We start from the raw sequence: 26,853 nt of genomic DNA, 5'->3' as shown, positions 1-26,853 counted from the left end.
TAGAGGTTAATGATGGCCAGAGTACGTGGTCGCAAAAGCCGCGACCTGAAGTCGGAAATCAACATCGTTCCGCTACTGGACGTCCTGCTGGTGCTGTTGCTGATCTTCATGGCAACGGCACCCATTATTACCCAGAGCGTGGAAGTGGATCTGCCTGATGCGACCGACTCCAAAACGGTTTCCAGCGATGATAATCCGCCGGTAATTGTTGAAGTGGCGGGCGTGGGGCAGTACAGCCTGGTCGTGGATCACGATCGCATGGACCAACTCCCGCCTGAGCAGGTAATCAGCGAAGCGCAGCGTCGACTGGAAGCGAATCCTAAGACGGTCTTTTTGATCGGGGGCGCGAAAGAGGTGCCTTACGATGAAATTATTAAAGCGCTCAACCTGCTGCACCAGGCGGGTGTTAAATCTGTCGGTTTGATGACGCAGCCGATTTAAAATCGAACCGTTTTTTGGGAACCGAGTGTGTCGAAGGCAACCGAGCAAAACGAGAAGTTAAAGCGCGCGATAATCATTTCGGTGATTCTGCATATCGTGCTGATCGCGCTGCTGATTTGGAGCTCGTTTAATGAGCACGTTGACCCCAGCAGTGCGGGTGGTGGCGGCAGCGATATCGATGCAGTGATGGTCGATCCCGGTGCCGTCGTGAGTCAATATAATCGTCAGCAGAACCAGCAGAGCGACAGCCAGCGGGCTGAGCAGCAGCGTAAAAAGCAGGCGCAGCAGCAGGCTGAAGAGCTGCAACAGAAGCAGGCTGCTGAACAGCAGCGTCTGAAAGCGCTGGAGAAAGAGCGTTTAGCCGCGCAGGAAACCGCGAAAGAAGAGGCTAAACAGCAGGCTGAGCAGCAGAAAGCGGCCATCGATGCTGCTAAACAGGCTCAGGAACAGCAAAAAACCGCTGAAGCGGCGGCAGCCAAAGCGAAAGCAGATGCAAAAGCCGAGGCGGATGCACAGGCAAAAGCCGCCGCCGAGCAGGCGAAGCAGGCCGCAGCCGACGCAAAGAAGCAGGCTGACCAGCAGGCGAAAGCTGCGGCTGCCGCGGCGGCAAAAGAGAAAGCCGTTGCGGAAGCCAAAGCAAAGTCTGAAGCGGATGCCAAAGCGGCAGCCGAAGCCAAAGTGAAAGCGGCGGCGGAGGCAAAAGCTAAAGCGGCCGAAGAGGCGAAAGAGAAAGCCGCTGAAGCCAAAGAAAAAGCAGCCGAGGCAGCGAAAGAGAAAGCTGCAGAAGCGGCGAAAGAGAAAGCTGAGGCCGCTAAAGAAGCGGCTAAAGAAAAGGCAGAAGCGGCTGCGAAGGCGAAAGCCGATGCTGCGGCAAAAGCCAAAGCCGATGCGGCAGCCAAAGCAAAAGCGGATGCTGCTGCTAAGGCCAAAGCAGATGCGAAAGCGAAAGCCGCAGCGGATGCCGCCAATGACAGCGATGTCGATGATTTACTGGGTGGACTCGCTTCCGGCAAAAATGCACCGAAAAGTGGCACCTCCGGTGGCGCAGCAGGGCAGGGAAACCAGAAGAAAGCGGGCGCATCAGGCGCGGAAATCAACTCCTATATGGGGCAGGTTGTCAGTGCGATTCAGAGCCGATTCTACGATGCCGATCTGTATCGCGGAAAAACCTGTGATTTGCGGATTAAACTTGCGCCTGATGGCTTGTTAATCGATGTTAAGTCAGAGGGTGGCGATCCTGCGCTCTGTCAGGCTGCGATTGCTGCCGCTAAACAGGCACGCATTCCGAAGCCGCCTTCGCAGGCGGTCTACGAAGTGTTTAAAAACGCCCCAATGCGTTTTAAACCGCAATAATGCAGTAACGGGCGGCAAGTTGTTCTATGTTTAGCTTGCCGTACTTAAGTTGTACTCGTGGTTTCCAGGAACAGTGCCAATTATCGTGGACTGAGGTTCAGATAAGGGAGATAAAATGAAGCAAGCTCTTCGCGTTACGTTAGGCTTTTTTATCCTGCTGTGGGCAGCCATGCTGCATGCAGAAGTTCGAATTGAGATCACCCAGGGTGTCAACACTGCGCGCCCGATTGGCGTGGTGCCGTTTAAATGGGCGGGTGCGGGTGCCGCGCCGGAAGATGTCGGCGGCATCGTAGCGGCTGACCTGCGCAACAGTGGCAAATTTAATCCACTGGATCGCTCGCGTCTGCCACAGCAGCCTGCCAGCGCGCAGGAAGTTCAGCCTGCCGCATGGAGCGCGCTCGGTATTGATGCCGTTGTCGTCGGTCAGGTCGCTTCTAACCCGGATGGCAGCTATCAGGTCTCTTACCAGCTGGTGGATACCGGCGGTGCGCCAGGTACCGTACTGGCACAGAACTCGTATAAAGTGACTAAACAGTGGCTGCGTTATGCTGCCCACACGGCCAGTGATGAGACGTTCCAGAAGCTGACCGGCATTAAAGGTGCTTTCCGTACCCGCATCGCCTATGTCGTGCAGACCAACGGCGGTCAGTTCCCGTATGAGCTGCGCGTCGCTGACTACGATGGTTACAACCAGTTCGTGGTACATCGTTCACCACAGCCACTGATGTCGCCAGCCTGGTCTCCGGATGGCAGCAAAGTTGCCTACGTGACCTTTGAAAGCGGCAAATCTGCGCTGGTGGTTCAGACGCTGTCTAACGGTGCTATCCGTCAGGTCGCCTCTTATCCACGTCATAACGGTGCACCGGCGTTTTCGCCAGATGGCTCTAAGCTCGCTTTCGCGCTCTCTAAAACCGGCAGCCTGAACCTCTATGTGATGGATCTGGCGTCAGGTCAGACGCGTCAGGTGACAGATGGTCGCTATAACAGCACTGAACCGACCTGGTTCCCGGACAGCCAGACGCTGGCTTATACCTCGGATCAGGCGGGTGCGCCTCAGATCTATAAAGTCGGTCTGAATGGCGGCACGCCACAGCGTATTACCTGGGAAGGTGGTCAGAACCAGGATGCGGATGTCGCAACAGATGGTAAATCTATGGTGATGATTAGCACCAGCGGTGGTGCTCAACACGTCGCCAAACAGGATCTGGAAACGGGAGCCGTTCAAACGTTAACGGACACGTTCCTGGATGAAACGCCGAGCCTGGCACCAAACGGCACAATGGTAATCTATAGCTCTACTCAGGGGATGGGTTCCGTGCTGCAGTTGGTTTCAACCGACGGTCGTTTCAAAGCGCGTCTTCCGGCAACTGATGGACAGGTCAAATTTCCTGCCTGGTCGCCGTATCTGTAATGTCTGACAGTTCAGACATCGCAAACAATAAACAATAATGGGATTTTTGAAATGCAACTGAACAAAGTGCTGAAGGGTTTGATGCTGGCTCTGCCGGTTCTGGCAGTAGCGGCTTGTAGCTCACACAAAAACAACAACAATGACCAGACTGGCATGGGCGCTGATGGCGCTTACGGTGCAAACTCTGGCATGAACGGTAACGGCGGCAACATGTCTTCTGACGAGCAGGCTCGTCTGCAGATGCAGCAGCTGCAGCAGAACAACATCGTGTACTTCGGCCTGGACAAGTATGACGTTCAGTCTGATTATGCACAGATGCTGGATCAGCACGCGACCTTCCTGCGCAGCAACCCATCCTACAAAGTGACCATCGAAGGTCACGCGGATGAGCGCGGTACGCCGGAATACAACATCGCCCTGGGCGAACGTCGTGCTAACGCCGTTAAAATGTACCTGCAGGGTAAAGGCGTGTCGGCTGATCAGATGTCTATCGTTTCTTACGGTAAAGAGAAGCCAGCCGTTCTGGGTCATGACGAAGCAGCGTATTCTAAAAACCGTCGTGCCGTACTGGTCTACTAAGAGAATCACATGGTTAGTAACTTCAGACGTCATCTGTTGAGTCTGTCGTTACTGATTGGCGTAGCGGCCCCCTGGGCCGCTAATGCCCAAGCGTCAATCAGTAGCGTTGGCTCCGGCTCGGTCGAAGACCGTGTCACCACTCTCGAACGAATCTCTAATGCCCAGGCACAACTGATGCAGCAACTGCAGCAGCAGATGAGCGATAACCAGCGTGATATCGATGCGCTGCGTGGGCAAATCCAGCAAAACTCGTATCAGTTGAATCAGGTGGTTGAGCGGCAGAAGCAGCTTTACCAGCAGATTGACAGCCTGAGCAGCGCCAGCAGCAGCGGCGGGCAACAGGCAGCCGGCAGCGATGCCGCAGCAGATACCGGCGCAGCAGCCACCGCAGGCGCGGCAGCATCCACGGAGAGCGCACCTGCGCAGACCGGTGACGCTAACAGCGATTACAATGCGGCTGTGGCGCTGATTCTGGAGAAGAAACAGTATGACCAGGCGATCAGTGCGCTTCAGGCGTGGGTAAAACGTTACCCGGATTCGACCTATCAGCCGAATGCGAATTACTGGCTGGGTCAGCTGAACTACAACAAAGGCAAAAAGGACGACGCGGCGTATTATTACGCCACGGTGGTGAAGAACTATCCGAAGTCACCGAAAGCTGCAGAAGCGTTGCTGAAAGTGGGTGTCATCATGCAGGAGAAGAAAGACACGGCGAAAGCCAAAGCGGTCTTCCAGCAGGTGATCAAACTTTATCCAGACACCGAATCTGCTAAACAGGCGCAGAAACGTCTGGCAAGCCTGTAATTTGTCCGGTTCAGACCAGATATCGTGTGATTTCTGGTCTTGCCGTATGAAAGGTAAGCAACTGAAGCATTTAGCAGAAATAAGAGTTGCGCTACCCCGCTAAATCAGTAATATATGCCGCCGTTGCCGGGACACATTGCAAAGTGTCTGGTAAGCCTGAAGATGGGTCGTTAGCTCAGTTGGTAGAGCAGTTGACTTTTAATCAATTGGTCGCAGGTTCGAATCCTGCACGACCCACCATCTCCTTCAGACGCGCTGTTACAGCGCTGTTTTAAGAAGAACACTTCAGCATTGCTTCACAACCTAAGATGGGTCGTTAGCTCAGTTGGTAGAGCAGTTGACTTTTAATCAATTGGTCGCAGGTTCGAATCCTGCACGACCCACCATCTTATCTCAGCCGCCTGGCGCGCTGAACGGTTGTAAGGCTCCAGCGGGTCGTTAGCTCAGTTGGTAGAGCAGTTGACTTTTAATCAATTGGTCGCAGGTTCGAATCCTGCACGACCCACCAATTAGAATGAAGCGCCCTTTGGGCGCTTTTTTCGTTTTCAGGGTACGGTATTCACCGTGCAGGGTGAGAACCTGCAGCAGGTTCGACTGAATCGCCCGGCGATTCAGGCTGATGCTTCAGCATCACCCGGAGGGCGAGGCCCTGGAAGGGCCGAGGCAATCCTGCACGACCCACCAATTAGAATGAAGCGCCTTTAAGGCGCTTTTTTCGTTTCTGCGGTATCTACTTAAAAGTACAGTGCCTCTGGCATTTGAGGTTGGCGATAAAGTTTGTCGTTGCCGCGTTGAGATGGAGCCTGCGCAGAGAACACGGTCAGATCGGAAAGACGCAAAAGCCGTCATCCATGACCTGCTCGGCCCGCGCGATTACGCACCTCATCCATGAGGTGCGCCCGTAGCCGGGCCAACGCTTCGCGTTGTTCAAAAACGCTCCCGGCGTTTTTGTCCCAGGCGCGGGACGCTTTCCTTTTCTGACCGTGTTCCCTGCGCGTTGAGCATCTGTGTTGCTGTGAGAGTAGTTTGATGCGGCTTTCCTGGCTGTTTGAAAGCGGCTGATGCCGATTTTTTCATTTCCGGAACAGCGACTTTGACGCTCAAGGTGCCAACCTGAATCCCCACACCCGCCGTCACGCCTTTTTCTTCACCTTCGCCACTGCCAGGCTTTCCCAGATATGCATCACCGCATAGCTGCGCCAGGGACGCCAGGATTGCGAACGCGCTTCCGCTTCTTTCGATGACATGCCGCCCAGGTTATTACGGATGGCAATATCTTCCTTGGGAAAGGCATCCGGCCAGCGCAGGGCGCGCATAGCGATATAATGCGCCGTCCAGGGACCAATGCCCGGCAGGCTGACCAGCTTTTTTATTACCTCGTCAGGCTGCTGAGCGGCGCTGAGACGCAGGTCACCGCTGGCGCAGGCGCTGGCAAAAGCGATGATGGCGCGGGAGCGCGCGGCGCTGACAATGCCCATCGGTGCGACATCGTCCACCGTCAGTCCGGCGATGCGTTCAGGAAGCGCGGTGTAACGGGTAAGATCGGCAAAAGGCGTCTCGCAGGGTTCACCGAAGGCGGCGGCAAAACGGCTGCTGACCGTGGTGGCCGCTTTGACGGTTACCTGCTGGCCGATAATGGCGCGCACGCCCAGCTCAAAGGCGTCGAATGCGCCAGGCACGCGCAGACCGGGATGTGCGATCAGGCTGGGTGCCAGCAGCGGATCCTGGGCCAGGCAGGCGGCGATACGCTGTGGCTGCGCATCGAGATCGAACAGGTCACGCAGACGGCGCAGCAGCAGAGGCAGCACTGGCGTCAGGGACGTTGAGAGCGTCACCTGCAAGGCGTTCTTCTGCGGCATATGGGAAACGCTGACCCAGCCCCGGCAGCGACCCAACGCCACAGTGCGTCGCCAGCTGCCATCTTCCACCGCTTCGACCTCCTTCATCAGGTGCGTCTGCAAAAACCAGAGCATTGCCGCCCAGTCATAGGGGGGGCGATAGGTCAGCCGCAGCGTCACGCGGTCGCCGGGCTGCGCACGCTTAGTGCCGGTGTCATCCCGGCGCAGCGCGCTCGGTGTCATGCGGTAGCGCGCCTGGAACACATCATTAAACCGGCGCAGGCTGCTGAAACCGCTGGCGTAGGCGACTTCCGTGACCGGCAGCTGAGTTTCTGTCAGCAGCTGTTTTGCCAGCAGCATTCGCCGCGTCTGCTTCAGCTCCAGCGGCGAAACGCCGAGTTCATGCTGCACGATACGGCGCAGCTGACGCAGGCTGAGGCCGAATTCCGCAGCAATTGCTTCCAGGCCTTCGCGCTCCTCCAGCATGCCTTCCTCAATGCGCTGAATCAGCCGCTCGGCAACGCGATGCGGCTGATCAACCGGCGCATTGCCGGGTGCCAGTTCTGGCCGACAGCGCAGGCAGGGGCGAAAGCGCGCTTTTTCCGCCGCCTCAGCGCTGCTGAAGAAAAGGCAGTTCTTCTGCATGGGGGCTTTAACCGGGCAGACCGGACGGCAATAGATACCGGTTGACGTCACGCCCACAAAGAAAACGCCGTCAAAACGGGTATCACGAGAGGTCAGTGCCTGGTAGGCAATTTCGGGATCGAGCATGGCATTTCTCCGGCAAATAGGGACAGCCTATACCGGCTGGATCCGTCAGACTAGCTGTTTTCGGACAGCAAAACAGTTTAACGCCATGACCGGAAACAGCCAGTCAGGGGCAAAAAAAGTGCGATACTGGATGACGGAACCGTGACGGGAGAATCACCATGTACTACTTCAAACCGATAGTTACTCCGGTGGGCGAGCTGAAACTGGTCGCCAGCGACAGTGGCCTGGCGGGCATCTTGTGGGAAAACGACGATCCGAAGCGCACCCGATTTTTGCCGCAGACGCGCAATGACGATCATCCCATTCTGATCGAAACTGAGCGACAGCTCAGCGAATACTTTACCGGTGAGCGTCGCTGCTTTGAGCTGCCGCTCGACATGGTCGGCACCGACTTTCAGAAAAAAGTCTGGCAGGCGCTGGTGGCGATTCCGTTTGGTGAAACGCGCAGCTACAGCCAGATTGCCAGAGAGATCGGTCATCCGCAGGCAGTACGGGCGGTCGGCGCGGCCAATGGTCGTAATCCACTCTCCATTGTTGCGCCATGCCACCGCGTGATTGGTGCTAACGGCAAGCTGACCGGCTTTGCAGGCGGGCTGGACATCAAAGCTTTCCTGCTGGCGCTGGAAGCGCCGCAGTCGCTTATCGACAAAGCAGCTTCAGAGCCGCTCCAGTTAGAGATACAGGCAGACTAAAAATCCCACGACACAGTCTGGCTTTTCCGCTATCGTGTTTAGCATATAAAACACGATGGTGGATTGAACGCCATTATTCGCCTTTACTGGCGATTTTCGTTAATTAGATAAAACGAGAGCTGTGTCATGAGTGTGATGTTCGATCCTGAAAGCGCCGTTTACCCTTTTCCGCCTAAACCTGCTCGTTTGAGTGACGACGAGAAGGCGTTTTACCGTGAGAAAATCAAAGCGCAGCTGTTGGCGCGTAACGCGGTGATGGTGGCGCACTACTATACCGATCCGGAAATCCAGGCGCTGGCGGAAGAGACCGGCGGCTGCGTCTCTGACTCGCTGGAGATGGCGCGTTTCGGCAGCAATCATTCAGCTACCACGCTGCTGGTGGCAGGCGTGCGCTTTATGGGCGAAACCGCCAAAATCCTCAGCCCTGAAAAAACCGTGCTGATGCCGACGCTGCAGGCGGAGTGCTCACTGGATCTCGGCTGCCCGATTGAAGAGTTTAACGCCTTCTGTGATGCCCATCCCGATCGCACCGTCGTGGTCTATGCCAATACCTCAGCGGCGGTCAAAGCGCGGGCCGACTGGGTAGTGACCTCCAGCATTGCGGTTGAGCTGATCGAGCATCTCGATAGCCTGGGCGAAAAGATCATCTGGGCACCGGATCGTCATCTGGGCCGCTACGTCACTCAGAAGTCGGGTGCGGACGTGCTGTGCTGGCAGGGCGCCTGCATTGTGCATGACGAGTTTAAAACCCAGGCGCTGCAGCGTATGAAAGCGCTCTATCCCGATGCGGCGGTGCTGGTGCATCCTGAGTCACCGCAGGCGATTGTCGATCTGGCAGATGCCGTTGGCTCGACCAGCCAGCTTATTCAGGCGGCGAAATCCCTGCCACATCCACAGATGATTGTGGCGACCGACCGCGGCATCTTCTACAAAATGCAGCAAATGGTGCCGGATAAAGAGCTGCTGGAAGCGCCGACCGCGGGCGAGGGCGCAACCTGCCGCAGCTGTGCACACTGTCCGTGGATGGCGATGAACGGCCTTAAAGCTATCGCAGAGGCGCTGGAGACGGGCGGCGCGGAACATGAGATTCAGGTGGATGAGACGCTGCGAGAGGCGGCGTTACTGCCGCTAAATCGCATGCTATCCTTTGCAGCGGAACTTAAACTCAACGTGAAGGGCAACGCCTAAGCGTTCCCGGACAGGTGCTCAGCATGGACTTCTTCAGCACACATAATATTCTGGTTCACATTCCTCTGGGTGCCGGAGGCTACGATCTCTCATGGATTGAAGCCATCGGCACGCTGGCGGGCTTACTCTGTATCTGGTTTGCCAGCCTGGAAAAAATCATCAACTATCCGTTCGGCCTGATCAACGTGACGCTGTTTGCGGTGATCTTCTTTCAGATCCAGCTCTATGCCAGCCTCCTGCTGCAGCTCTTCTTCTTTGCCGCCAATATCTATGGCTGGTACGCCTGGAGCCGTCAGACCGCCGATCATCAGGCCGAGCTGAAAATCCGCTGGCTGCCACTGCCCAAAGCGCTCGCCTGGGCGGCGGGTTGTGTAATCGCCATTGCGCTGATGACGCTTTATATCGACCCGGTGTTTGCGCTGTTAACCCGTGCAGCGGTGACGCTGATGAACGGTATTGGCCTGTCGGTGGCGATGCCCGCGTTGCAGCCGGATGCCTTCCCGTTCTGGGATTCCTGCATGATGGTGTTGTCGATTGCGGCGATGGTGCTGATGACGCGCAAATATGTTGAGAACTGGCTGCTGTGGGTCATCATCAATGTGATTAGCGTGATGATTTTCGCCCGTCAGGGCGTCTATGCGATGTCGCTGGAGTATGTGATCCTGACACTGATTGCGCTGAACGGATCGCGTATGTGGATCCGCAGCGCGCGGCAACAGGGTTCCCGCGCGCTGTCGGCTCAGTGAGTGTGCGCTTCGCCTTTAGCGTGAGCGTGGTCATGATCAGGGTCGTGAGAATGACTGTGATCATGGCGGGAAGCAGCCGCGCTGCTTAAGCCGAGTTCACACTCGGCGCCGGCACAGGGCTGATATTCCATCTGCACCGTCGCATGCTCAATCTGGTAGTTCTGGCGCAGGTAGTCGTGAATACGATGCAGCAGCGCATCGTGATCGTAAGGCGGGATCACCTGCGCATGCAGTGTCAGCAGCGGCTTTTCGCCGACCTGCCACAAATGCACATGGTGGACATTGCGCACTTCGGCGATGTTCAGCGTCAGATCCCGTATCAGCCGGTTCACATCCAGTGAATGCGGTGCCCCTTCCAGTAACTCCTGCAGACTTTCACGCAGCAGCGCCCAGGCGCTGCGCAGCACCAGCAGGGAGACCAGCAGTGACAGAATCGGGTCAATTGGCGTCCAGCCGGTCAGCAGGATGATTACCGCCGCCACAATCGCGCCCACCGAACCCAGCAGGTCACCCATGACATGCAGCGCAGCGGCGCGCACGTTGAGGTTCTTCTCTCCGCTGCCGTGGTGCAGCAGCCAGAACGACAGAATATTGGCCAGCAGGCCGCCAACTGCGATCCCCAGCATCAGGCCGCCCGTGACCGGCTGCGGATCGGCAAAGCGGCGCACCGCTTCCCAGACGATGAGCGCGGTAATGCCCAGCAGTGCGATGGCGTTAACAAATGCGGCCAGCGTAGTCAGGCGCAGCAGGCCAAAGGTGTGACGTGCATTAGGTTTACGGCGCGAGAACTGCACCGCCAGCAAGGCCATCAGCAGTGCTGCAGCATCGGTCAGCATATGCCCGGCGTCCGCCAGCAGCGCCAGTGAACCCGAGAGCCAGCCGCCAATCACTTCAGCAACCATGAAGACGACGGTCACCCCGAAGGCGGCCGCCAGACGCGTGCGATTACTATCCTGCCCGCTATGAGTGTGGGTATGTGCCATAATTTTCCAGTTTTTTCAGTAACCTGTTTACGAATAATATCAGTAATTGCCACGTCTCAGACGTGTCCTGATGCTGTTTAACCTGCTCCGTCAGCTGCTGGCTGAGCTGCGCGCCATGCTCCAGCCCTGCCAGCAGGCAGCTTCCTTTCATCCGGTGTGCTGCTTCGGCGAACTGCGTCCAGTCTGCGCGTTCGTGTGCCTCACGCATCACAGCCAGGTCCTGTGTCACCGTACTGTGCAGCGTCTGGCTCAGACGGCTGAGGAATTTGTCATTCTGCTGCGCCAGCTGCCACAGATTGTCATCCAGTGTCGCCAGCGGATCTTCCTGCCACGCCTGCTGCCATTCCGCCAGCAGCGCGCTGAGATCGGCTAACTGCACCGGTTTAATCAGCACCCGCTCGCCCGCCTCAGGCGGCCGTGACAGCAACTGCGCGTCCGCCGAGCAGAGCACCCGCATCGCCTGACGTCCACGCTGGCGGTCACGCCGCCGCAATATCCGCAGCAGCAGCGTACCGTCAGGGCGCGGCATCATCTGGTCGATAAACAATAGATCATAAGGCTGCTTTGCGTCGGCCTGCAGCAGCGCGCGTCCCTGTTCGAAGGTGTCAGCCTGAATCGCAAAGCGCGCCAGCTGCTGCTGCATCACCAGCAGATTGGCTGGATGGTCATCGACAATCGCCACCCTAAGCTGAGGAAAGCCGGGCAGGGACGTCTCATCCGCATGGCTTAGCGGCGCGCAGATCTCCAGCGGCAGCGTTACGGTGACCTGAGTGCCGTGACCAGGTTCAGAGGTGAGCCGGATGTCGCCGCCCATCCGCAACACCATTTCCCGGCAGATAAACAGTCCCAGCCCGCTGCCCTGCACCGAAACGGATTTTCCGGACGGCGCCTGATACCACGGATCAAACAGCTTCTGCTGTTCCTCCGGCGGAATCCCGCTGCCGCTGTCGCTCACCGTCAGAACCAGCTGCTGCTTTGCGGCCAGGGTCAGACGAATCGCGCCGTGACGGGTAAATTTCAGCGCATTGGTCATCAGGTTATTGACCACCTGCTGCAGGCGGTCGGCATCGATCAGCACGGTGTCAGGCAGCGGCGTCAGTGCCTCGACGATCAGACGCGGGCCATCAGCGCGCATCAGTGGATGATAAAAATGCTGCTGTTGATAGAGCCACTGCGCCAGCGCCAGCGGACGGGGTGCCAGGGTAAAACTGTTACTCTCGATGCGCGCATGATCCTGCAGGTCATTCAGCAGGGTCAGCAGCGATTGTGCGCTGCTGTGCAGCAGTGAAAGATTCTGGCTGCTGTGCTGTTGCTTCTCCAGCTCCAGCAGACCCAGGATCGCCTGCATCGGCGTGCGCAGCTCATGGCTGACCGTCGCCAGGAACTGGCTTTTCATCGCATTGGCATGTTCCGCCTGCTCACGCTGCTGACGTTCCCGGCGCTGCTGCCAGTAGCGGCGCGCCAGCAGTAACAGCAGCAGCACAATGGCTGCACCGGCTACTGCCAGCACTACCATCGGCAGCGAACGCATTACCATCACGCTGCCGGGCTGCGGCGGCGTTGACCAGCTATCACGCATCTGGCTCTGGGTATCGGCCGGAATCTGCTTTAGCGCGCGATCCAGCAGGGTGCGCAGCACTGGCTGGTCCGGCGTGACGCCCAGCGCAATCGGCCAGGCGATGTCGCTGGCGGCAAAGGCGAGGTGAATACGGGCATCATCGCGGCTGGCGATACGCCAGCGGGCGGAGAGCACGTTATCGACCAACGCGTCGATCTGCCCCTTTGCCAGCGCGTCATAGAGGCTATTACGGTCGGCAAACAGCTGTGGCTGCAGATCCGCAGGCAGCAGACGCAGCGCCAGGTCATCCTGCAACACGCCGATCCGCTTGCCGTGCAGGTCGCGCCAGTGCGCCAGCGTATCGGACTGGACGCTGTAGATGCCCCACAGCGCGCGCCACACCGGCAGTGACGTGCTCTGCATCGCATCGCCATTCAGCGGCTGCATCAGCTGCAGCATTGCCTGCTTTTGCTGAATCAGCGTGCTGGCCTGACGGGGATTGCTGACCCACACTGGCTCAAACTCTAATCCGGTGCTCTGCGCAATCGCTTTCAGCAAATCCACGCCATAGCCCCGGGCGGTTCCGCTGGCATCGCGATAACTCCAGGGATAGTTGTCCGGTTCGGCGGTGTAGGTAATACGCGGATGATCGGCAATCCAGGCGCGCTCAGCGGGGCTGAGCATCAGGGTCTGGGTGTCCTGATAGCGCGGCAGGCTGCTGCTCCAGCGCGCCTGTAGCGTGTTCATCAGTTCTGCAGGCAGCTGACGCAGGCTCTGATTTATCCAGTTGATAAGTTGAGGATCGCGTGCCACCGCACGCAGGTTCAGCTGGCCGGCCTCGATGTGGGAGGCGATCTGATAAATCTGGCCCTGTTGCAGCTGGCTTAGCAGAAAGCCGGCGCTGGTTTCATCCGCCACCACATAGTCATTCTGCTGATTAAGCAGGGTATAGAGCGCCTGCAGGTCGCTGCTGTAGCGTCGCCAGCTGTGGCGGGCTGCCAGCGCAGGCGGCAGCTGAGCCAGCGTGCTGTCGCTGATTGCAAGCGAGGCATTCTGGCTGTTGAACATTACGGCACGCTGGTTTTGCTGATTGCGGTAGACCCGCAGCGGACTGCTGAACCAGTTATCGCTGCTCAGGGTGCCGGGTGGCAGCGGCGTGACCCACATGCCCAGCGCAAAATCGATCTGGCCGCTGGTCAGGGCCTGCATCAGATGCGGCTGATCGCTGTAAAGGTTGAGCGTGAACTGCGCGCCGGTCAGCTGTCGCAGCGCGGAAAGATAGTCGGCGTTGATACCATAGAGGTCGTTGCCGATACGCATCGCCCAGGGCGCGTGGTTCTCTTCCAGCAGGCCGACGCGCAGGATCCTGCCCTGCATGATTTCCGCATGGGTCACCGGCAGCATCATCGGCAGATTCACGCTGCTCACCGGTCGCACCTCAGCCAGGGCGGTGCCGCACCAGAACAGCAGGATCAGCAGAATAATTCTCACTGCTGGGCTTTCCACAGATCAGCCAGTTCCACCACTGAGCGGGCACCGGTTTTTTCCAGAATGTTCTTTTTATGAGTACTGACCGTTTTGTTACTGATGTGCAGCTGAGCCGCGATTTGCAGATTGGATAACCCACCGGCCAGCAGCGCCAGAATCTGACGCTCCTTCTGGGTCAGCGGCAGCTCGGGCTCATCATCCATCACCGGAAAGGCTGTCTGACCGCCCAGCACCGCCAGAATGGCGCTGAGCAACTGCGTCATGCGCTGACTCTTTACCACGTAACCGGCGGCACCCAGCGCCTGAGCGCGACGCACGTAGTGGCGGGTCTGCTGCGCGGAGTAGATGAGTACCGGGCATTCGGGGCGATGGATCTTCAGGCGACGCAGGAACTCCAGTCCGTCGCTATCCGGCAGGCCGATATCCAGCACAATTATGTCCGGTTGCTCCTCAAGTAAGGGGCGGGCGGCTTTTTCACTGCTGGCAGAAAGGAGCTTAACGGGTATGGGCGACTGGCTCAGGGCAGCTTCAAGTGCCACTTCAACCAGCGGATGATCGTCAATCAAAAGCAAAACGGCCATGAAGGATTTCCTGTAAATTTCACAGGATTAGCATAGCGGAAGAGTGGGGCTGAGGGGAGAAAAACCCGGAGAGCCGCAGCTCTCCAGGCTAAACAGAATTACTGTGAAGTGCCGTCGGTTTTCGTGTTTACGTCACCGCCGCCCACTTTAGTCTGAACTTTTTTATTCACGTTCGGACATTTGCCATCTTTACACTGGCTGTTCTGGTCAATTTCGTTAGCAGACAAATTACCATTGCTGGTGGTGCTGCCAGAGGTTGCCGGATTGGTGTTCGTGCCGGTGTTATTAATTTTGCTGTTATCGACATTATTCGGTGGCAGATTTTCTTTTGCTCCAGGCGCTACAGCGCCTGCACTGGCTGCCTGATTCGCTGTACCGTTGTTGCTGCCCTCAGCCAGTGCCGCGCCGCTGCTCAGTGTCATTGCTGCTGTCAAAAATATTAAGGCAAACTTTTTCATCATTATGCTCCCGTTAATAAATGAAGAGGCTTTAAGCCCAGAGGTGCAATTTCGGGTAAAGAAATCCCTGACGAAATAAAATTCGCCAGTTGGCTTAAACAGGGTAATTAAATAAGGTAAGCGGGACATTCCTCAGTGCTTACCATTAAAAAGTCTAGTCGCTAACCTGATTAATGCAAATATGACCCGCACATTTAACCCGCAGCGGGAATTTACACCCCTGGCGCTTCGGGCTACATTGGACAGGATGTGTCCGGCGGGCGCCGGGCAAGAAATAATATGGAATCAGTATGAATTACCAGAACGATGATTTACGCATCAAAGAGATTAAAGAGCTGTTGCCTCCGGTTGCGCTGCTCGAAAAATTCCCGGCGACCGATCGTGCTGCACAGACCGTTTCACAGGCCCGTCAGGCGATTCATCAGATCCTGCAGGGCAAGGACGATCGTCTGCTGGTGGTGATTGGACCCTGTTCAATTCATGACACTGACGCGGCGAAAGAGTATGCAAGCCGCCTGCTGGCCCTGCGTGATGAGCTGAAAGGCGAGCTGGAAGTGGTCATGCGGGTCTATTTTGAAAAGCCGCGCACGACGGTGGGCTGGAAAGGGCTGATTAACGACCCGTATATGGATAACAGCTACCAGCTCAACGACGGTCTGCGTCTGGCGCGTAAGCTGCTGCTGGAGATTAATGACAGCGGTTTACCGGCGGCGGGCGAGTTTCTGGATATGATTACCCCGCAGTATGTGGCAGACCTGATGAGCTGGGGCGCGATTGGTGCGCGTACTACGGAATCTCAGGTTCACCGCGAGCTGGCATCCGGTCTTTCCTGTCCGGTCGGCTTTAAAAACGGCACCGATGGCACGATCAAGGTGGCGATTGATGCGATCAACGCAGCGGGCTCCCCGCACTGTTTCCTGTCAGTAACCAAGTATGGTCACTCCGCGATTGTGGAAACCAGCGGCAACGGTGACTGCCACATCATCCTGCGCGGCGGCAAAGAGCCGAACTACAGTGCGCAGCATGTCGCCGATGTTAAAGCGGGTCTGGCGAAAGCGGGTCTGCCACAGCAGGTGATGATCGATTTCAGCCATGCCAACAGCAGCAAGCAGTTCCAGCGTCAGATGGTTGTGGCAGACGATGTTTCACAGCAGCTGATCAACGGTGAGCAGGCGATTGTCGGTGTGATGATTGAGAGTCATCTGGTAGAAGGCAACCAGAGCCTGGAGAGCGGCGAGCCGCTGGTCTATGGCAAAAGCGTCACCGACGCCTGTATCGGCTGGGAAGATACCGACAAAGTGCTGCGTCAGCTGGCGGCAGCGGTTAAACAGCGCCGCGGTTGATTGAGACGAGTGACAAAGGCTGCCCTGATTCTCTGTGCTGCTAAGCACTAAGCGCTGTTTTTCAGGCGGCGCAGCCCAATAAAAAAGGCCAGACTTTCGTCTGGCCTTTTTGCATGTCAGCGAGAAATTACTTCGCTTTACCCTGATTCGCAACGGCGGCAGCTTTCGCAGCAATCTCGTCCTGGTCGCCCAGGTAGTAGCGTTTCAGCGGTTTGAAGTTTTCATCGAACTCATACACCAGCGGAACGCCGGTAGGGATGTTCAGCTCGAGGATTTCATCTTCGCTCAGGTTATCCAGATATTTCACCAGCGCACGCAGTGAGTTGCCGTGTGCAGCAATGATCACTTTCTCACCGCTTTTGATGCGCGGCAGAATGGTGTCGTTCCAGTAAGGGATAACGCGGTCGATGGTCAGCGCCAGGCTTTCGGTCGTTGGCAGCTGCTCCGGGGTCAGTTTCGCGTAACGCGGGTCATGGCCCGGGAAGCGCTCATCTGAACGATCCAGCTCTGGTGGGGTTACGGCAAAGCCGCGACGCCACTGCTTAACCTGCTCGTCGCCATATTTGGCGGCCGTTTCAGCTTTATCCAGACCCTGCAGCGCACCGTAGTGACGCTCGTTCAGACGCCAGGTTTTCTCAACCGGCAGCCAGGCCTGATCCAGCTCATCCAGCACATTCCACAGCGTGTGAATCGCACGCTTCAGTACGGAGGTGTAAGCGAAATCAAAAACAAAGCCCTCTTTCTTCAGCAGCTGACCTGCTGATTTGGCTTCGCCACGACCTTTCTCAGAAAGGTCAACATCATACCAACCGGTAAAGCGGTTTTCGTTGTTCCACTGGCTTTCGCCGTGTCGCACCAGAACCAGCTTAGTTACAGCCATAGCTTAACTCCTTAATACTGTGATGTTTCTGTGAGATTGGAAACCTGCTGCTGCCCGCCTGAAACACGAGCTGATTGCGCCATACCATAACGGAAAAGCGGGCAGCGCGTAAGCCTGTGTGTGACGCACTGCGCGTTTTTCAGCCGGAGGCTCAGCGTGGCGTGAAGCGATACCGCGTCACGGATTCCCAGCGATCTCCCGGCTGCAGCCAGCAATCCGGCTGAGGCCACTCAGCATGATTAGGCGAATCCGGTAAAAATTCACTCTCCAGCGCAATGCCCTGGAATGCAGTATAGCTCGCCTGCTCACGGGCACGCGTGCCGGCCAGGTAGTTGCCGGTGTAGAACTGCAGTGCCGGTGCCGAGGTGGTCACGCTGAGCTGTAACCTGCCATCTTCCGACCAGAGTTCCGCCGCAGGCTGACTTTCGTCGCCTGCACTGTTGAGCAGAAACGCATGGTCATAACCCTTCACCGCCCGCTGGTCGTCGTCTGCCAGGAAATCCTGCGCCACGACTTTGGCGTTGCGGAAATCGAAACTGGTATCGGCGACGGCTTTCAGCGGCGCATTCGGAATCCCTTCGCTGTCGACCGGCAGATACTGGTCGGCGTGCAGTTGTAAGCGATGCTGGCGGGCGTCGCCATGATGCGCATCAAGGTTAAAGTAGGCATGGTTAGTCAGATTGACCGGGCAGGGCTGGTCGCAGCGCGCTTCATAGCGGATGCTCAGGCAGTTCTGGTCATCCAGCTGATAGTGCAGGTCGGCAATCAGATTGCCCGGATAGCCCTGATCGCCATCCGGCGAATCGATGCGGTAGTGCACCTCGCTGTCGGACTGGCTGACAATCTGCCAGCGGCGTTTATCAAAGCCTTCCGGCCCGCCATGCAGCTGATGGGCACCCTGGTTGGGCACCAGCTGACGGTTCAGCTTATTGAGCTTTGCTCCGGCGATGCGGTTGGCGTAACGGCCCACCGTGGCACCCAGATAGGCATCCTGATGCTGATAGTCAGACGGCGTGGCGCAGCCAAGCAGCGCTTCACGCACGCTGCCATCCTGCATCGGGATGCGGGCTGAAAGCCAGGTTGCGCCCCAGTCCATAAAGGTCGCCAGCATGCCGTTGGCATTGCGCAGTACCGTTATGCGCCACGGCTGACCGTCGGGCGCATGGGAGTTGACGTCATTCAGCATTGGCCCGCTCCTTCAGAGGCTTTGCAGACATAGAAGGTCTCTTTGATGCCAGTCGCGGCTTCATACTGCTCAGCAACGGCGGCTTTCACCTGATCGACCAGATCCAGCGGCATGAGTGCCACGATGCAGCCACCAAAGCCGCCGCCGGTCATACGGACGCCGCCGCGTTCACCGATCTGCGCTTTCACGATCTCAACCAGAGTATCGATCGGCGGCACGGTGATTTCAAAATCGTCACGCATCGAGGCGTGTGATTCGGCCATCAGCTGGCCCATTCGGGTCAGGTCGCCCTGAGTCAGCGCATCGGCCGCTTCCAGCGTACGGGCGTTCTCGGTCAGGACGTGACGCACGCGTTTTGCCACCTGCGGGTCGAGCTGCGCCTGCGCCGCTTCAAACTCGGTCAGTTCAACGTCACGCAGCGCCTTCTTGCTGAAGAAACGCGCGCCTGCTTCACACTGTTCGCGGCGGGTATTGTATTCGCTGCCGACCAGGCTGCGACGGAAGTTGGAGTTGATGATCACCACCGCAATATCTTCCGGCATCGACACCGGACGCGTGCCCAGCGTGCGGCAGTCGAGCAGCATGGCGTGATCTTTCTGGCCCAGCGCGGAGATCAGCTGGTCCATGATGCCGCAGTTACAGCCAACGAACTGGTTCTCCGCTTCCTGACCATTCACCGCGATGGCCGCGCCATCCAGCGGCAGGTTATAAAGCTGCTGCACCACGGTGCCGACCGCGACTTCCAGCGACGCCGATGAGCTCAGGCCCGCGCCCTGCGGCACGTTGCCGCTGATCACCATATCGATGCCACCGAAATCGGCATGGCGCTGCTGCAGATGTTTGACCACGCCGCGCACATAGTTAGCCCACATCGGTTCCTGCACGCTGACAATCTCTTCGTCCAGCGAGAAGATGTCCTGCGCATTCTCATAATCGGCCGCGACCACGCGAATCTGGCGGTCGTCACGGCGGGCACAGGCGATCACCGTCTGGTAATCGATGGCGCACGGCAGCACGAAGCCATCGTTATAGTCGGTATGCTCGCCAATCAGGTTAACGCGGCCCGGCGCCTGAATAGTGTGGGTGGCGGCGTAACCGAAGGTGTCAGAGAAAAGCTGCTGCGTGATGGTTTTTAAGCTCATTGTTGTGCCTCACGGAAGTGAACGTCGCTGACAGAACGCAGACGTTCCGCCGCCTGTTCCGCCGTTAAATCGCGTTGGGTTTCGGCCAGCATTTCATAGCCAACCATAAATTTACGTACCGTTGCTGAGCGCAGCAGCGGCGGATAGAAGTGCGCATGCAGCTGCCAGTGGTCGTTGGCTTCGCCGTTAAACGGCGCGCCGTGCCAGCCCATGGAGTAGGGGAAGGAGCACTGGAACAGGTTGTCGTAGCGGCTGGTCAGCTGCTTGATGGCTTTCGCCAGATCGGCACTCTGCGCTTCACTGAGATCGGTCAGCTGTTTAACGTGCGCTTTCGGCAGCAGCAGGGTTTCAAACGGCCAGGCGGCCCACCACGGCACCACGGCCAGCCAGTGTTCGGTTTCCACCACGGCGCGGCTGCCATCCTGCTGCTCGCGTGCCAGATAATCGACCAGCATCGGCGAGCCATGTTTAGCGAAATAGTCGCGCTGATGATCATCTTCGCGCTGCGCTTCATTCGGCAGGAAGCTGTTAGCCCAGATCTGACCGTGCGGATGCGGGTTAGAGCAGCCCATCGCCGCGCCTTTGTTCTCAAACACCTGCACCCAAGGATAGTGCTGACCCAGATCGGCGGTCTGCGCCTGCCAGGTGCGCACCACTTCTTCCAGCGCGCTCAGTGACATCTCCGGCAGCGTTTTGCTGTGATCGGGCGAGAAGCAGATGACCCGACTGGTGCCGCGTGCGCTTTCACAGCGCATCAGGATATCGTCGCTCTCGGGCGCGTCAGGCGTGTCGGTCATCAGTGCAGCAAAGTCATTGGTAAAGACGTACGTGCCAGCATAGTCCGGGTTTTTGTCGCCGGTGATGCGGGTATTTCCGGCACACAGGAAGCAGTCCGGATCGTGCGACGGTAAGGTATTAACCGCCGGCGTTTCCTGCGCGCCCTGCCACGGACGTTTGGCCCGATGAGGTGAAACTAAAATCCATTGATCAATCAGTGGATTGTAACGGCGATGCGGGTGATCGACCGGGTTGAATTTTTCCATGTGAGATCCTGGTAAGCGTCAAAAGCCAGAGAGGCATCGGTAAAAAGTAGCACATAAGCGCGCCCGAAAGCGTGATCAAGTCTGGATAAATGGTATCGTTTACACAAGCTGAATATTCTTATTTCGTGGCGTTGTGTGCGTATTCAGAAGATGAAAGGAGGGGAGGAATGGTAACGCTTACACAATGACACAGTAAAACGCCGCGATAGCGGCGTTGAGGGGGCGTTGTTAACGCGTTAGCGCAGCGTTTCCTGCTGAAAAGCGTAGCCGCCCTCATCGGGAACAAAGCTCAGACGATGCGTGATGCAGGCGGGCGCATCTTCGGCATGATGGGAAACAAACAGCAACTGCGTGCGACCTTCGCCAATCAGCACATCGACGAAGCGCCGCACCAGCTGGCGGTTAATCGGGTCGAGTCCCTGCAGTGGCTCGTCCAGAATCAGCAGCGTCGGATGCTTAACCAGCGCGCGGGCAATCAGTACCAGCCGCTGTTGTCCCCATGAGAGCGAGTGGAACGGCGCATCGCCCAGCCGGTTATCCATTCCCAGCAGCGTCAGCCACTGTTGTGCCAGCGCTTTCTGCCGATCGGACGCCGCCTGATAGAGGCCGATGGAGTCGAAGAAACCCGACAGGATCACCGTCCGCACATTGGTGCTGACGCGATAATCGAGGTGCAGGCTGCTGCTGACATAGCCAATATGCTGTTTGATATCCCAGATGGTTTCGCCACTGCCGCGACGACGGCCAAACAGGGTGAGATCATTGCTGTAGCCCTGCGGATGATCGCCGGTTACCAGACTCAGCAGCGTCGATTTTCCGGCGCCGTTAGGACCGATAATCTGCCAGTGCTCGCCCGCGTTAACCTGCCAGTTCAGCCCCTGAATCACCGGCTTATCGTTGTAGGAGACGGTGCCGTTGCGCAGGATAACGCGCGGGGCATCATCCGCCAGTGAAGGCAGCTGATCCGGCACATCCGCTTCGGGCAGCGCCATACCCATCAGCTGCTCACTGTGTGCCAGCTGTGCCACCAGCGCTTCCGTTAAAATCGTCTGGCGCGGCCCGCTGTGAGTGAGCGTGCACTCTGCCAGCACACCCACCTGCTGAACGAAATCGGGAATATCGTCAAAGCGATTAAGCACCAGCACCAGCGTAAACGCCGGATGCTGCAGATTGCGCAGCGTGTCGGTCAGGCTGGCACGCGACGCCACATCCAGTCCGTCAAACGGCTCATCCAGAATCAGCAAATCTGGCTGGTTCATCAGGGCCTGGCAAAGCAGGGTTTTGCGGGTTTCGCCGGTTGAGAGATATTTGAAGCGGCGCGATAACAGCGGCTCGATGCCAAACTGCTGTGCAAGCTGTTCACAGCGCTCGGGCTGCTGCACTTCCGCCTGAATCACCTCTGCCACGGTCAGTCCGGTATCCTCTTCACCTTCGCTGAGCATATCGGTGTTGTTGCGCTGCCACTCCTGCGCCACCAGCGTCTGTAACTGCTCCAGCGACAGACGGACCGGCCTTGTGAAATCGCTGCTGACGGAACCCGCCAGCGGGGGCAGTTCACCGGAGAGCACGCGCGCCAGGGAGGATTTACCGCTGCCGTTGGCACCGACAAAGGCCCAGCTTTCGCCGCGCTGTAGTTCCACCTGATTCAGCGTCAATATCCGGGTATCGCTAAGATGAAACGTGCCTTGCAAAATATGCAATGAAGCCATGATCTGTTCCATTTTCTGCATCGTGTCACTGAGTTGTAACCATTGGCTGTAATGATGTCAAATCAGCCGCTAGAGCAGGGTGGCGACGATGGCGTTCTCCGCATTGAAACTGGCGATCACCGCGTCGCCGGGCTGCAGCTTCAGCTGCTGTAGCTGTTCATTAGTAAGAGTGGCACACAGGGTTTCGCCGCTGGCGAGCTGCATCAGCACCTCACTCATCTGCTCACCCGGTTCGATGGCAGTGACGGTGGCCGCCAGCTGATTGTCTTCCTCTGCGGCGTCACGACTGATGCGGATCCACGGCGCTTTGATCAGCACCAGCACCTCTTTACCCGCCGCCAGCTGCAGACGATCGGCGCTGCGCTGGGTCAGCGCCACATTGAGCTGAGTGACGCCATCAGCCAGCTGAATCAGCAGATGCTGAACCACCTGCTGCGCATCGTTGCTGACCACGGTGCCGAACAGCTGGTTGCGGGCGCTGGTCTGCAGTGAGAAGCGGGCGATGGCCGCCAGCAGGCTGTCGAGCGGCAGCGTATCCTGCTGCAGCGCATCGAAGGCTTTCTGCTGGATCTGCTCCATCAGATGAAACAGCTGAATCAGGCGTTCACCGTAGCGGGTCAGCGTGGCACCGCCGCCGCCTTTGCCGCCGGTTGCCCGCGCCACCAGCGTTTCATCCGCCATCTGGTTCATCTCATTAATCGCATCCCAGGCACTTTTGTAACTGATGCCAGCCAGCTTCGCCCCCTGACTGATCGATCCGGTCTGCTGGACGCGTTTCAGCAGCTCAATACGCCGCGGATCGGCAAACAGTTTCTGTTGTAAACGGATATGAAGGGATAGTTCAGCTTCCATGACAGCTCCGGCAAAGGGTTAAGGCGAAGGCCGATGATAGCGGCGTTTTATGACCAAAGTAAAAGCACGAAAAGGGCTGCGCAAAATTTTACTGACCCGTTACAATCACTTTTTTGTTAGCAGAGTGAGACTCTCCATGCTGGAATTACTGAAAAGCCTCGCCGTGGCCGTACTGATGGTCCCTGTGGTAATGGCGCTGATGCTGGGTATGATTTATGGCCTGGGTGAAGTGTTTAATATCTTCTCTAAAGTGGGTCATCGCGAAAAATCTTCAGCCCGTTCGCATAATTAATTTCTGCCACGCCCGCCATCCTGGCGGGCGTCGTCATTTTTGTCCCGCACCGATTCAACCTTCTCTGACGCCTGCCGATAATTTACTGAACATCCCTGATATTGCGTTATATTATCCGCTACACAACGAATAGCCGGAGAGAATCATGTCATTTAATTACACCCGCTGGGGCGTCGCGGCGCTGGTCACCGTGTCGCTGGCCGGACAGGCCGTGGCCGCCGATAACATTACCGTGTTTGCCGCGGCTTCGCTGACCAATGCGATGCAGGATATTGCCAGTCAGTATCAGAAGGAAAAGGGCGTAACGGTCGTCTCTTCGTTCGCCTCATCCTCCACGCTGGCGCGTCAGCTTGAACAGGGCGCGCCTGCCGACCTGTTTATCTCTGCCGATCAGCAGTGGATGGATGATGCGGTGGCGAAGAAAAGCGTGATAACCCGCACCCGCTACACCCTGCTGGGCAACGACCTGGTACTGATTGCGCCACGCAGTGCCGCAGCTAAAGCGGTGACGCTGGATCCGCAGACCAACTGGAAAACATTGCTGCACGGCGAACGTCTGGCGGTTGGCGATCCGGACCACGTTCCGGCGGGAATTTACGCCAAAGAGGCGCTGCAAAAGCTGGGCGCCTGGGACGGCGTTGCGCCCGCGTTAGCGCCCGCTAATAATGTGCGGGCAGCGCTGGCGCTGGTCGAGCGTAACGAAACGCCTTATGGCATTGTCTACGGTTCGGACGCCGTCGCCAGCGACAAAGTGCAGGTGGTGGGGCGTTTTCCGGCAGACAGCCATAAACCGGTGGAATATCCGATGGCGATCGTAAACGATCACGACACGGCTACCGTTAAAGCCTTTTATGATTACCTGAAAGGGCCGCAGGCTGCGGCGATTTTCAAACATTACGGATTCACACCGACGAAATGATACTCAGCGATCCCGAATGGCAGGCGGTACTGCTTAGTCTTAAAGTCTCTGGCATAGCCGTGCTGGGCAGTCTGCCGTTCGGCATCCTGATGGCCTGGATTCTGGTGCGCTGCCGTTTTCCCGGCAAAGCGCTGCTCGACAGCCTGATTCACCTGCCGCTGGTGCTGCCGCCGGTAGTGGTGGGGTATCTGCTGCTGGTTAGCCTGGGACGACGCGGGATCATTGGTGAAAAGCTGTTTGACTGGTTTGGTTTCAGCTTTGCGTTCAGCTGGCGCGGGGCGGCACTGGCGTCTGCCGTCATCGCCTTTCCACTGATGGTACGCGCTATCCGGCTGGCGCTGGAAGCGGTGGATAGCCGGCTGGAGCAGGCAGCGCGTACGCTGGGTGCCGGACGCTGGCGGGTCTTTTTCACCATTACACTGCCGCTGACGTTGCCGGGCGTGATCGCCGGAACGGTGCTGGCGTTTGCCCGATCGCTGGGCGAATTTGGCGCCACCATTACCTTTGTGTCCAATATTCCCGGTGAAACGCGCACGCTTCCGCTGGCGATGTTTACCCTGATCGAAACGCCCGGTGCAGAGGGTGCGGCGGCGCGGCTCTGCGTGATCGCTATCGTGCTGGCACTGGGTTCACTGCTGGCGTCGGAATGGCTGGCACGGGCAGGCCGTAAGCGGATGGGAAGCTGATGCTATCACTCAATTTTATGCAGCAGCAGGGCGATCACCAACTGGAGATCGACCTGCAGATCCCGGCCAAAGGGATCACCGCCATTTTCGGTGTTTCCGGTGCCGGTAAAACCTCACTGATCAACGCCATTAGCGGACTGACTCAGCCGCAGCGCGGGCGAATTGAGCTTAACGATCGCCTGCTGTTTGATGCAGAGCAGAAGATTGCGCTGCCGCCGGAAAAACGCCGCATCGGTTATGTGTTTCAGGATGCGCGGCTGTTCCCGCACTATCGGGTCCGGGGCAACCTGCAATATGGTATGGCACCGTCAATGAAAGCGCAGTTCGACAGTCTGGTCTCGCTGCTGGGGCTGGAGGCGCTGCTGTCACGCTTTCCGCTGTCGCTGTCGGGCGGTGAAAAGCAGCGGGTGGCGATTGGCCGGGCGCTGCTGACCGCACCGGATTTGCTGCTGCTGGATGAGCCGCTGGCGTCGCTGGATCTGCCGCGCAAACGTGAACTGATGCCGTATCTGCAAAAGCTGGCGAAGCAAGTCGATATTCCAATGCTCTACGTCTCGCACAGTCTGGATGAAATCCTGCATCTGGCTGATAACGTATTGGTGCTGGATGCGGGCAAGGTTAAAGCCTTTGGTCCGCTGGAGCGGGTCTGGAGCAGTAGCGCGATGCGGCCCTGGCTGCCGGTGAGCGAACTGACCAGCGTGCTGCGGGTGCAGGTGCTGGATCAGCATCCCGACTATCCGATGACCGCGCTGTCGCTGGGCGATCAGCACATCTGGATCAGCCGGGTGAATCAGCCGGTGAAAACGCCGCTGCGTATTCGCATCGCCTCATCCGATGTCTCGCTGGCGCTGCAACCGCCGCAGCATACCTCCATCCGCAACATTTTACCGGCACAGGTAGTTGAGCTGCTGGAGGTCGGAGACCAGGTGGAGGTGAAGCTGCGTATCGGCATCAGCGAACTCTGGGCGCGCATCACACCGTGGGCGCGCGATGAACTGGGCATCCGGCCCGAACAGTGGCTTTATGCCCAGATTAAAAGCGTCTCCGTGACGCCCTGATTACAGGACGAACTGACGGAGAGTATCGGCAATACCGGTTTCAAGGTTAGTGCCGATCACCTTTTTCGCCCGTGCTTTGATCGCCTCGTCGGCATTACCCATCGCAACGCCCAGTCCGGCCGTTTCCAGCATGCTGAGGTCGTTGTAGTTATCACCAAACGCGATCACATCGGACATGCTCAGCCCCAGCGATTCAACCCACTGCGCCAGCCGTTTGCCTTTGCTGTTGCCGCCTTTAGCGATATCCACCTGATCGTGCCATGACCATTCGCAGGCCAGCCCCAGCTCCGCTTCCACCGCAGTGGCGAACTGTTGCAGCTCCTGATGATTGTCGTGCGACAGGGCAAACTTCCAGATCGAACCGGCGTCACGTGCCGCCTGGGCTAAATCAGGCACCTGACGGAACAGCGGACGCTGATGCTCAGGCAGCGATTCGGCCCATTTCAGCGTGCGCATCACGTGACCGGTCGGCGTCTGATAGAGCATCGCATCATCCACGTAGAGCAAGCCGTGAATCTGCTGCTGATCCAGCCTCTCAATGACCTGTAACGCCAGCTGCGGGTCGAGAGGATCGGACGCCAGCACCTTTTTCGCCTGGTAATCATACAGATAGGTGCCATTACAGCAGATTGCGGGTGTATCCAGTTGTAGTGCCTGATAAAAAGGGTGGATAGCGCAGTGATGGCGTCCGGTCACAATAGCGACATGAACACCCGCCTGGCGGGCCTGGTTCAGCGCGTCGATTGACTGCGGCAGAATCGTTTTGGCTGGGGTCAGCAGCGTGCCGTCGAGGTCGAGGGCAATTACCCGGTAGCTCATTCATCCTCTCGTTTTTTCCATTTTGCAGAGGCT

General features: G+C 57.7%; 25 protein-coding genes, 3 tRNA genes and 1 other RNA gene. 17 read left to right on the top strand and 12 right to left on the bottom strand.

Going from position 1 to position 26,853, the window contains the following annotated elements:
• The first annotated feature begins 12 nt into the window (after positions 1–12).
• The 9 genes from tolR to EGO56_RS13615 all read left to right on the top strand — a co-directional run bounded on the left by tolR (position 13) and on the right by EGO56_RS13615 (position 5,272).
• A complete protein-coding gene (gene tolR, locus EGO56_RS13655) occupies positions 13–441 on the top strand; it encodes a colicin uptake protein TolR (RefSeq protein WP_013357153.1) in 429 nt (142 codons plus the stop codon).
• A 27-nt stretch (positions 442–468) separates the two neighbouring features.
• Positions 469–1,794, top strand: coding sequence for a cell envelope integrity protein TolA (gene tolA, locus EGO56_RS13650; protein WP_098051192.1), 1,326 nt, complete (start codon positions 469–471; stop codon positions 1,792–1,794).
• Between the two features lie 115 nt (positions 1,795–1,909).
• Positions 1,910–3,205 carry a Tol-Pal system beta propeller repeat protein TolB gene (gene tolB, locus EGO56_RS13645; RefSeq protein ID WP_013357155.1) on the top strand — a complete coding sequence of 432 codons (1,296 nt, stop codon included), beginning with the start codon at positions 1,910–1,912 and terminating at the stop codon, positions 3,203–3,205.
• Positions 3,206–3,256: 51 nt separating this feature from the next.
• Positions 3,257–3,784 (top strand): peptidoglycan-associated lipoprotein Pal, encoded by a 528-nt coding sequence (gene pal / locus EGO56_RS13640; protein ID WP_003853135.1) that lies wholly within the window; start codon positions 3,257–3,259, stop codon positions 3,782–3,784.
• A 9-nt stretch (positions 3,785–3,793) separates the two neighbouring features.
• Positions 3,794–4,588: a cell division protein CpoB gene (gene cpoB / locus EGO56_RS13635; protein ID WP_033782347.1), complete on the top strand. Its 795-nt coding sequence runs from the start codon at positions 3,794–3,796 to the stop codon at positions 4,586–4,588.
• Positions 4,589–4,752: 164 nt separating this feature from the next.
• Positions 4,753–4,828, top strand: a tRNA-Lys gene (locus EGO56_RS13630).
• Between the two features lie 70 nt (positions 4,829–4,898).
• Positions 4,899–4,974, top strand: a tRNA-Lys gene (locus EGO56_RS13625).
• A gap of 46 nt (positions 4,975–5,020) precedes the next feature.
• Positions 5,021–5,096: transfer RNA gene (locus EGO56_RS13620), tRNA-Lys, on the top strand.
• Between the two features lie 42 nt (positions 5,097–5,138).
• Positions 5,139–5,272, top strand: a non-coding RNA gene (locus EGO56_RS13615) — RtT sRNA.
• Between the two features lie 449 nt (positions 5,273–5,721).
• On the opposite strand, the gene EGO56_RS13610 is transcribed toward EGO56_RS13615, so the two are convergent.
• Positions 5,722–7,197, bottom strand: a complete 1,476-nt coding sequence (locus EGO56_RS13610) for an AlkA N-terminal domain-containing protein (RefSeq protein WP_135909711.1) — start codon at positions 7,195–7,197, stop codon at positions 5,722–5,724.
• 158 nt (positions 7,198–7,355) lie between these two features.
• Between EGO56_RS13610 and EGO56_RS13605 the strand changes: the two genes are divergently transcribed.
• From EGO56_RS13605 to pnuC, 3 genes are all read left to right on the top strand, one after another.
• Positions 7,356–7,889 (top strand): methylated-DNA--[protein]-cysteine S-methyltransferase, encoded by a 534-nt coding sequence (locus EGO56_RS13605; RefSeq protein WP_135909709.1) that lies wholly within the window; start codon positions 7,356–7,358, stop codon positions 7,887–7,889.
• 126 nt (positions 7,890–8,015) lie between these two features.
• Complete coding sequence (gene nadA / locus EGO56_RS13600) at positions 8,016–9,077, top strand: quinolinate synthase NadA (protein WP_135909707.1); 1,062 nt, start codon at positions 8,016–8,018, stop codon at positions 9,075–9,077.
• Between the two features lie 23 nt (positions 9,078–9,100).
• Positions 9,101–9,823, top strand: a complete 723-nt coding sequence (gene pnuC / locus EGO56_RS13595) for a nicotinamide riboside transporter PnuC (protein ID WP_013357161.1) — start codon at positions 9,101–9,103, stop codon at positions 9,821–9,823.
• On the opposite strand, the gene zitB is transcribed toward pnuC, so the two are convergent.
• The 4 genes from zitB to EGO56_RS13575 form a co-directional block, all read right to left on the bottom strand.
• A complete protein-coding gene (zitB, locus tag EGO56_RS13590) occupies positions 9,817–10,806 on the bottom strand; it encodes a CDF family zinc transporter ZitB (RefSeq protein ID WP_135909705.1) in 990 nt (329 codons plus the stop codon). The two genes, pnuC and zitB, sit on opposite strands and share 7 nt — an antisense overlap.
• On the bottom strand, positions 10,784–13,870 hold the full coding sequence (locus EGO56_RS13585; protein ID WP_135909703.1) for a hybrid sensor histidine kinase/response regulator: 3,087 nt from the start codon (positions 13,868–13,870) through the stop codon (positions 10,784–10,786). Before EGO56_RS13585 ends, zitB begins: the two co-directional genes overlap by 23 nt.
• Positions 13,852–14,433: a response regulator transcription factor gene (locus tag EGO56_RS13580; protein WP_135909701.1), complete on the bottom strand. Its 582-nt coding sequence runs from the start codon at positions 14,431–14,433 to the stop codon at positions 13,852–13,854. The genes EGO56_RS13585 and EGO56_RS13580 overlap by 19 nt, the downstream gene beginning before the upstream one ends.
• Before the next feature lie 98 nt (positions 14,434–14,531).
• Positions 14,532–14,894 (bottom strand): YbgS-like family protein, encoded by a 363-nt coding sequence (locus EGO56_RS13575; RefSeq protein WP_167493454.1) that lies wholly within the window; start codon positions 14,892–14,894, stop codon positions 14,532–14,534.
• 287 nt (positions 14,895–15,181) lie between these two features.
• Here EGO56_RS13575 and aroG point away from each other — a divergent pair, with 287 nt between their 5' ends.
• A complete protein-coding gene (aroG, locus tag EGO56_RS13570) occupies positions 15,182–16,234 on the top strand; it encodes a 3-deoxy-7-phosphoheptulonate synthase AroG (RefSeq protein WP_033731895.1) in 1,053 nt (350 codons plus the stop codon).
• Positions 16,235–16,361: 127 nt separating this feature from the next.
• On the opposite strand, the gene gpmA is transcribed toward aroG, so the two are convergent.
• The 6 genes from gpmA to modE all read right to left on the bottom strand — a co-directional run bounded on the left by gpmA (position 16,362) and on the right by modE (position 23,046).
• Positions 16,362–17,114, bottom strand: a complete 753-nt coding sequence (gene gpmA / locus EGO56_RS13565) for a 2,3-diphosphoglycerate-dependent phosphoglycerate mutase (RefSeq protein WP_003851893.1) — start codon at positions 17,112–17,114, stop codon at positions 16,362–16,364.
• A gap of 151 nt (positions 17,115–17,265) precedes the next feature.
• Positions 17,266–18,300, bottom strand: coding sequence for a galactose-1-epimerase (gene galM / locus EGO56_RS13560; protein WP_135909699.1), 1,035 nt, complete (start codon positions 18,298–18,300; stop codon positions 17,266–17,268).
• Positions 18,294–19,442, bottom strand: coding sequence for a galactokinase (gene galK, locus EGO56_RS13555; protein ID WP_013357168.1), 1,149 nt, complete (start codon positions 19,440–19,442; stop codon positions 18,294–18,296). Before galK ends, galM begins: the two co-directional genes overlap by 7 nt.
• A complete protein-coding gene (galT, locus tag EGO56_RS13550) occupies positions 19,439–20,485 on the bottom strand; it encodes a galactose-1-phosphate uridylyltransferase (RefSeq protein ID WP_135909697.1) in 1,047 nt (348 codons plus the stop codon). The genes galK and galT overlap by 4 nt, the downstream gene beginning before the upstream one ends.
• Before the next feature lie 236 nt (positions 20,486–20,721).
• Positions 20,722–22,194 (bottom strand): molybdate ABC transporter ATP-binding protein ModF, encoded by a 1,473-nt coding sequence (modF, locus tag EGO56_RS13545; RefSeq protein ID WP_135909695.1) that lies wholly within the window; start codon positions 22,192–22,194, stop codon positions 20,722–20,724.
• A 69-nt stretch (positions 22,195–22,263) separates the two neighbouring features.
• A complete protein-coding gene (gene modE / locus EGO56_RS13540; protein WP_013357171.1) occupies positions 22,264–23,046 on the bottom strand; it encodes a molybdenum-dependent transcriptional regulator in 783 nt (260 codons plus the stop codon).
• 136 nt (positions 23,047–23,182) lie between these two features.
• On the opposite strand from modE, the gene EGO56_RS13535 reads away from it, so the two are divergent.
• The 4 genes from EGO56_RS13535 (at position 23,183) to modC (ending at position 26,001) form a co-directional block, all read left to right on the top strand.
• Positions 23,183–23,338, top strand: a complete 156-nt coding sequence (locus EGO56_RS13535) for an AcrZ family multidrug efflux pump-associated protein (protein WP_033731900.1) — start codon at positions 23,183–23,185, stop codon at positions 23,336–23,338.
• A gap of 145 nt (positions 23,339–23,483) precedes the next feature.
• Complete coding sequence (modA, locus tag EGO56_RS13530; protein ID WP_135909693.1) at positions 23,484–24,257, top strand: molybdate ABC transporter substrate-binding protein; 774 nt, start codon at positions 23,484–23,486, stop codon at positions 24,255–24,257.
• Positions 24,254–24,943, top strand: coding sequence for a molybdate ABC transporter permease subunit (modB, locus tag EGO56_RS13525; RefSeq protein WP_013357173.1), 690 nt, complete (start codon positions 24,254–24,256; stop codon positions 24,941–24,943). Before modA ends, modB begins: the two co-directional genes overlap by 4 nt.
• A complete protein-coding gene (gene modC / locus EGO56_RS13520) occupies positions 24,943–26,001 on the top strand; it encodes a molybdenum ABC transporter ATP-binding protein ModC (protein WP_135909691.1) in 1,059 nt (352 codons plus the stop codon). The genes modB and modC overlap by 1 nt, the downstream gene beginning before the upstream one ends.
• On the opposite strand, the gene EGO56_RS13515 is transcribed toward modC, so the two are convergent.
• Positions 26,002–26,820, bottom strand: a complete 819-nt coding sequence (locus EGO56_RS13515) for a pyridoxal phosphatase (RefSeq protein WP_013357175.1) — start codon at positions 26,818–26,820, stop codon at positions 26,002–26,004.
• Between the last annotated feature and the right edge of the window lie 33 nt (positions 26,821–26,853).

Source organism: Pantoea vagans (assembly GCF_004792415.1).
Classification (GTDB): Bacteria; Pseudomonadota; Gammaproteobacteria; order Enterobacterales; family Enterobacteriaceae; genus Pantoea; species Pantoea vagans.
This window is presented reverse-complemented; position numbering and strand designations above follow the sequence as displayed.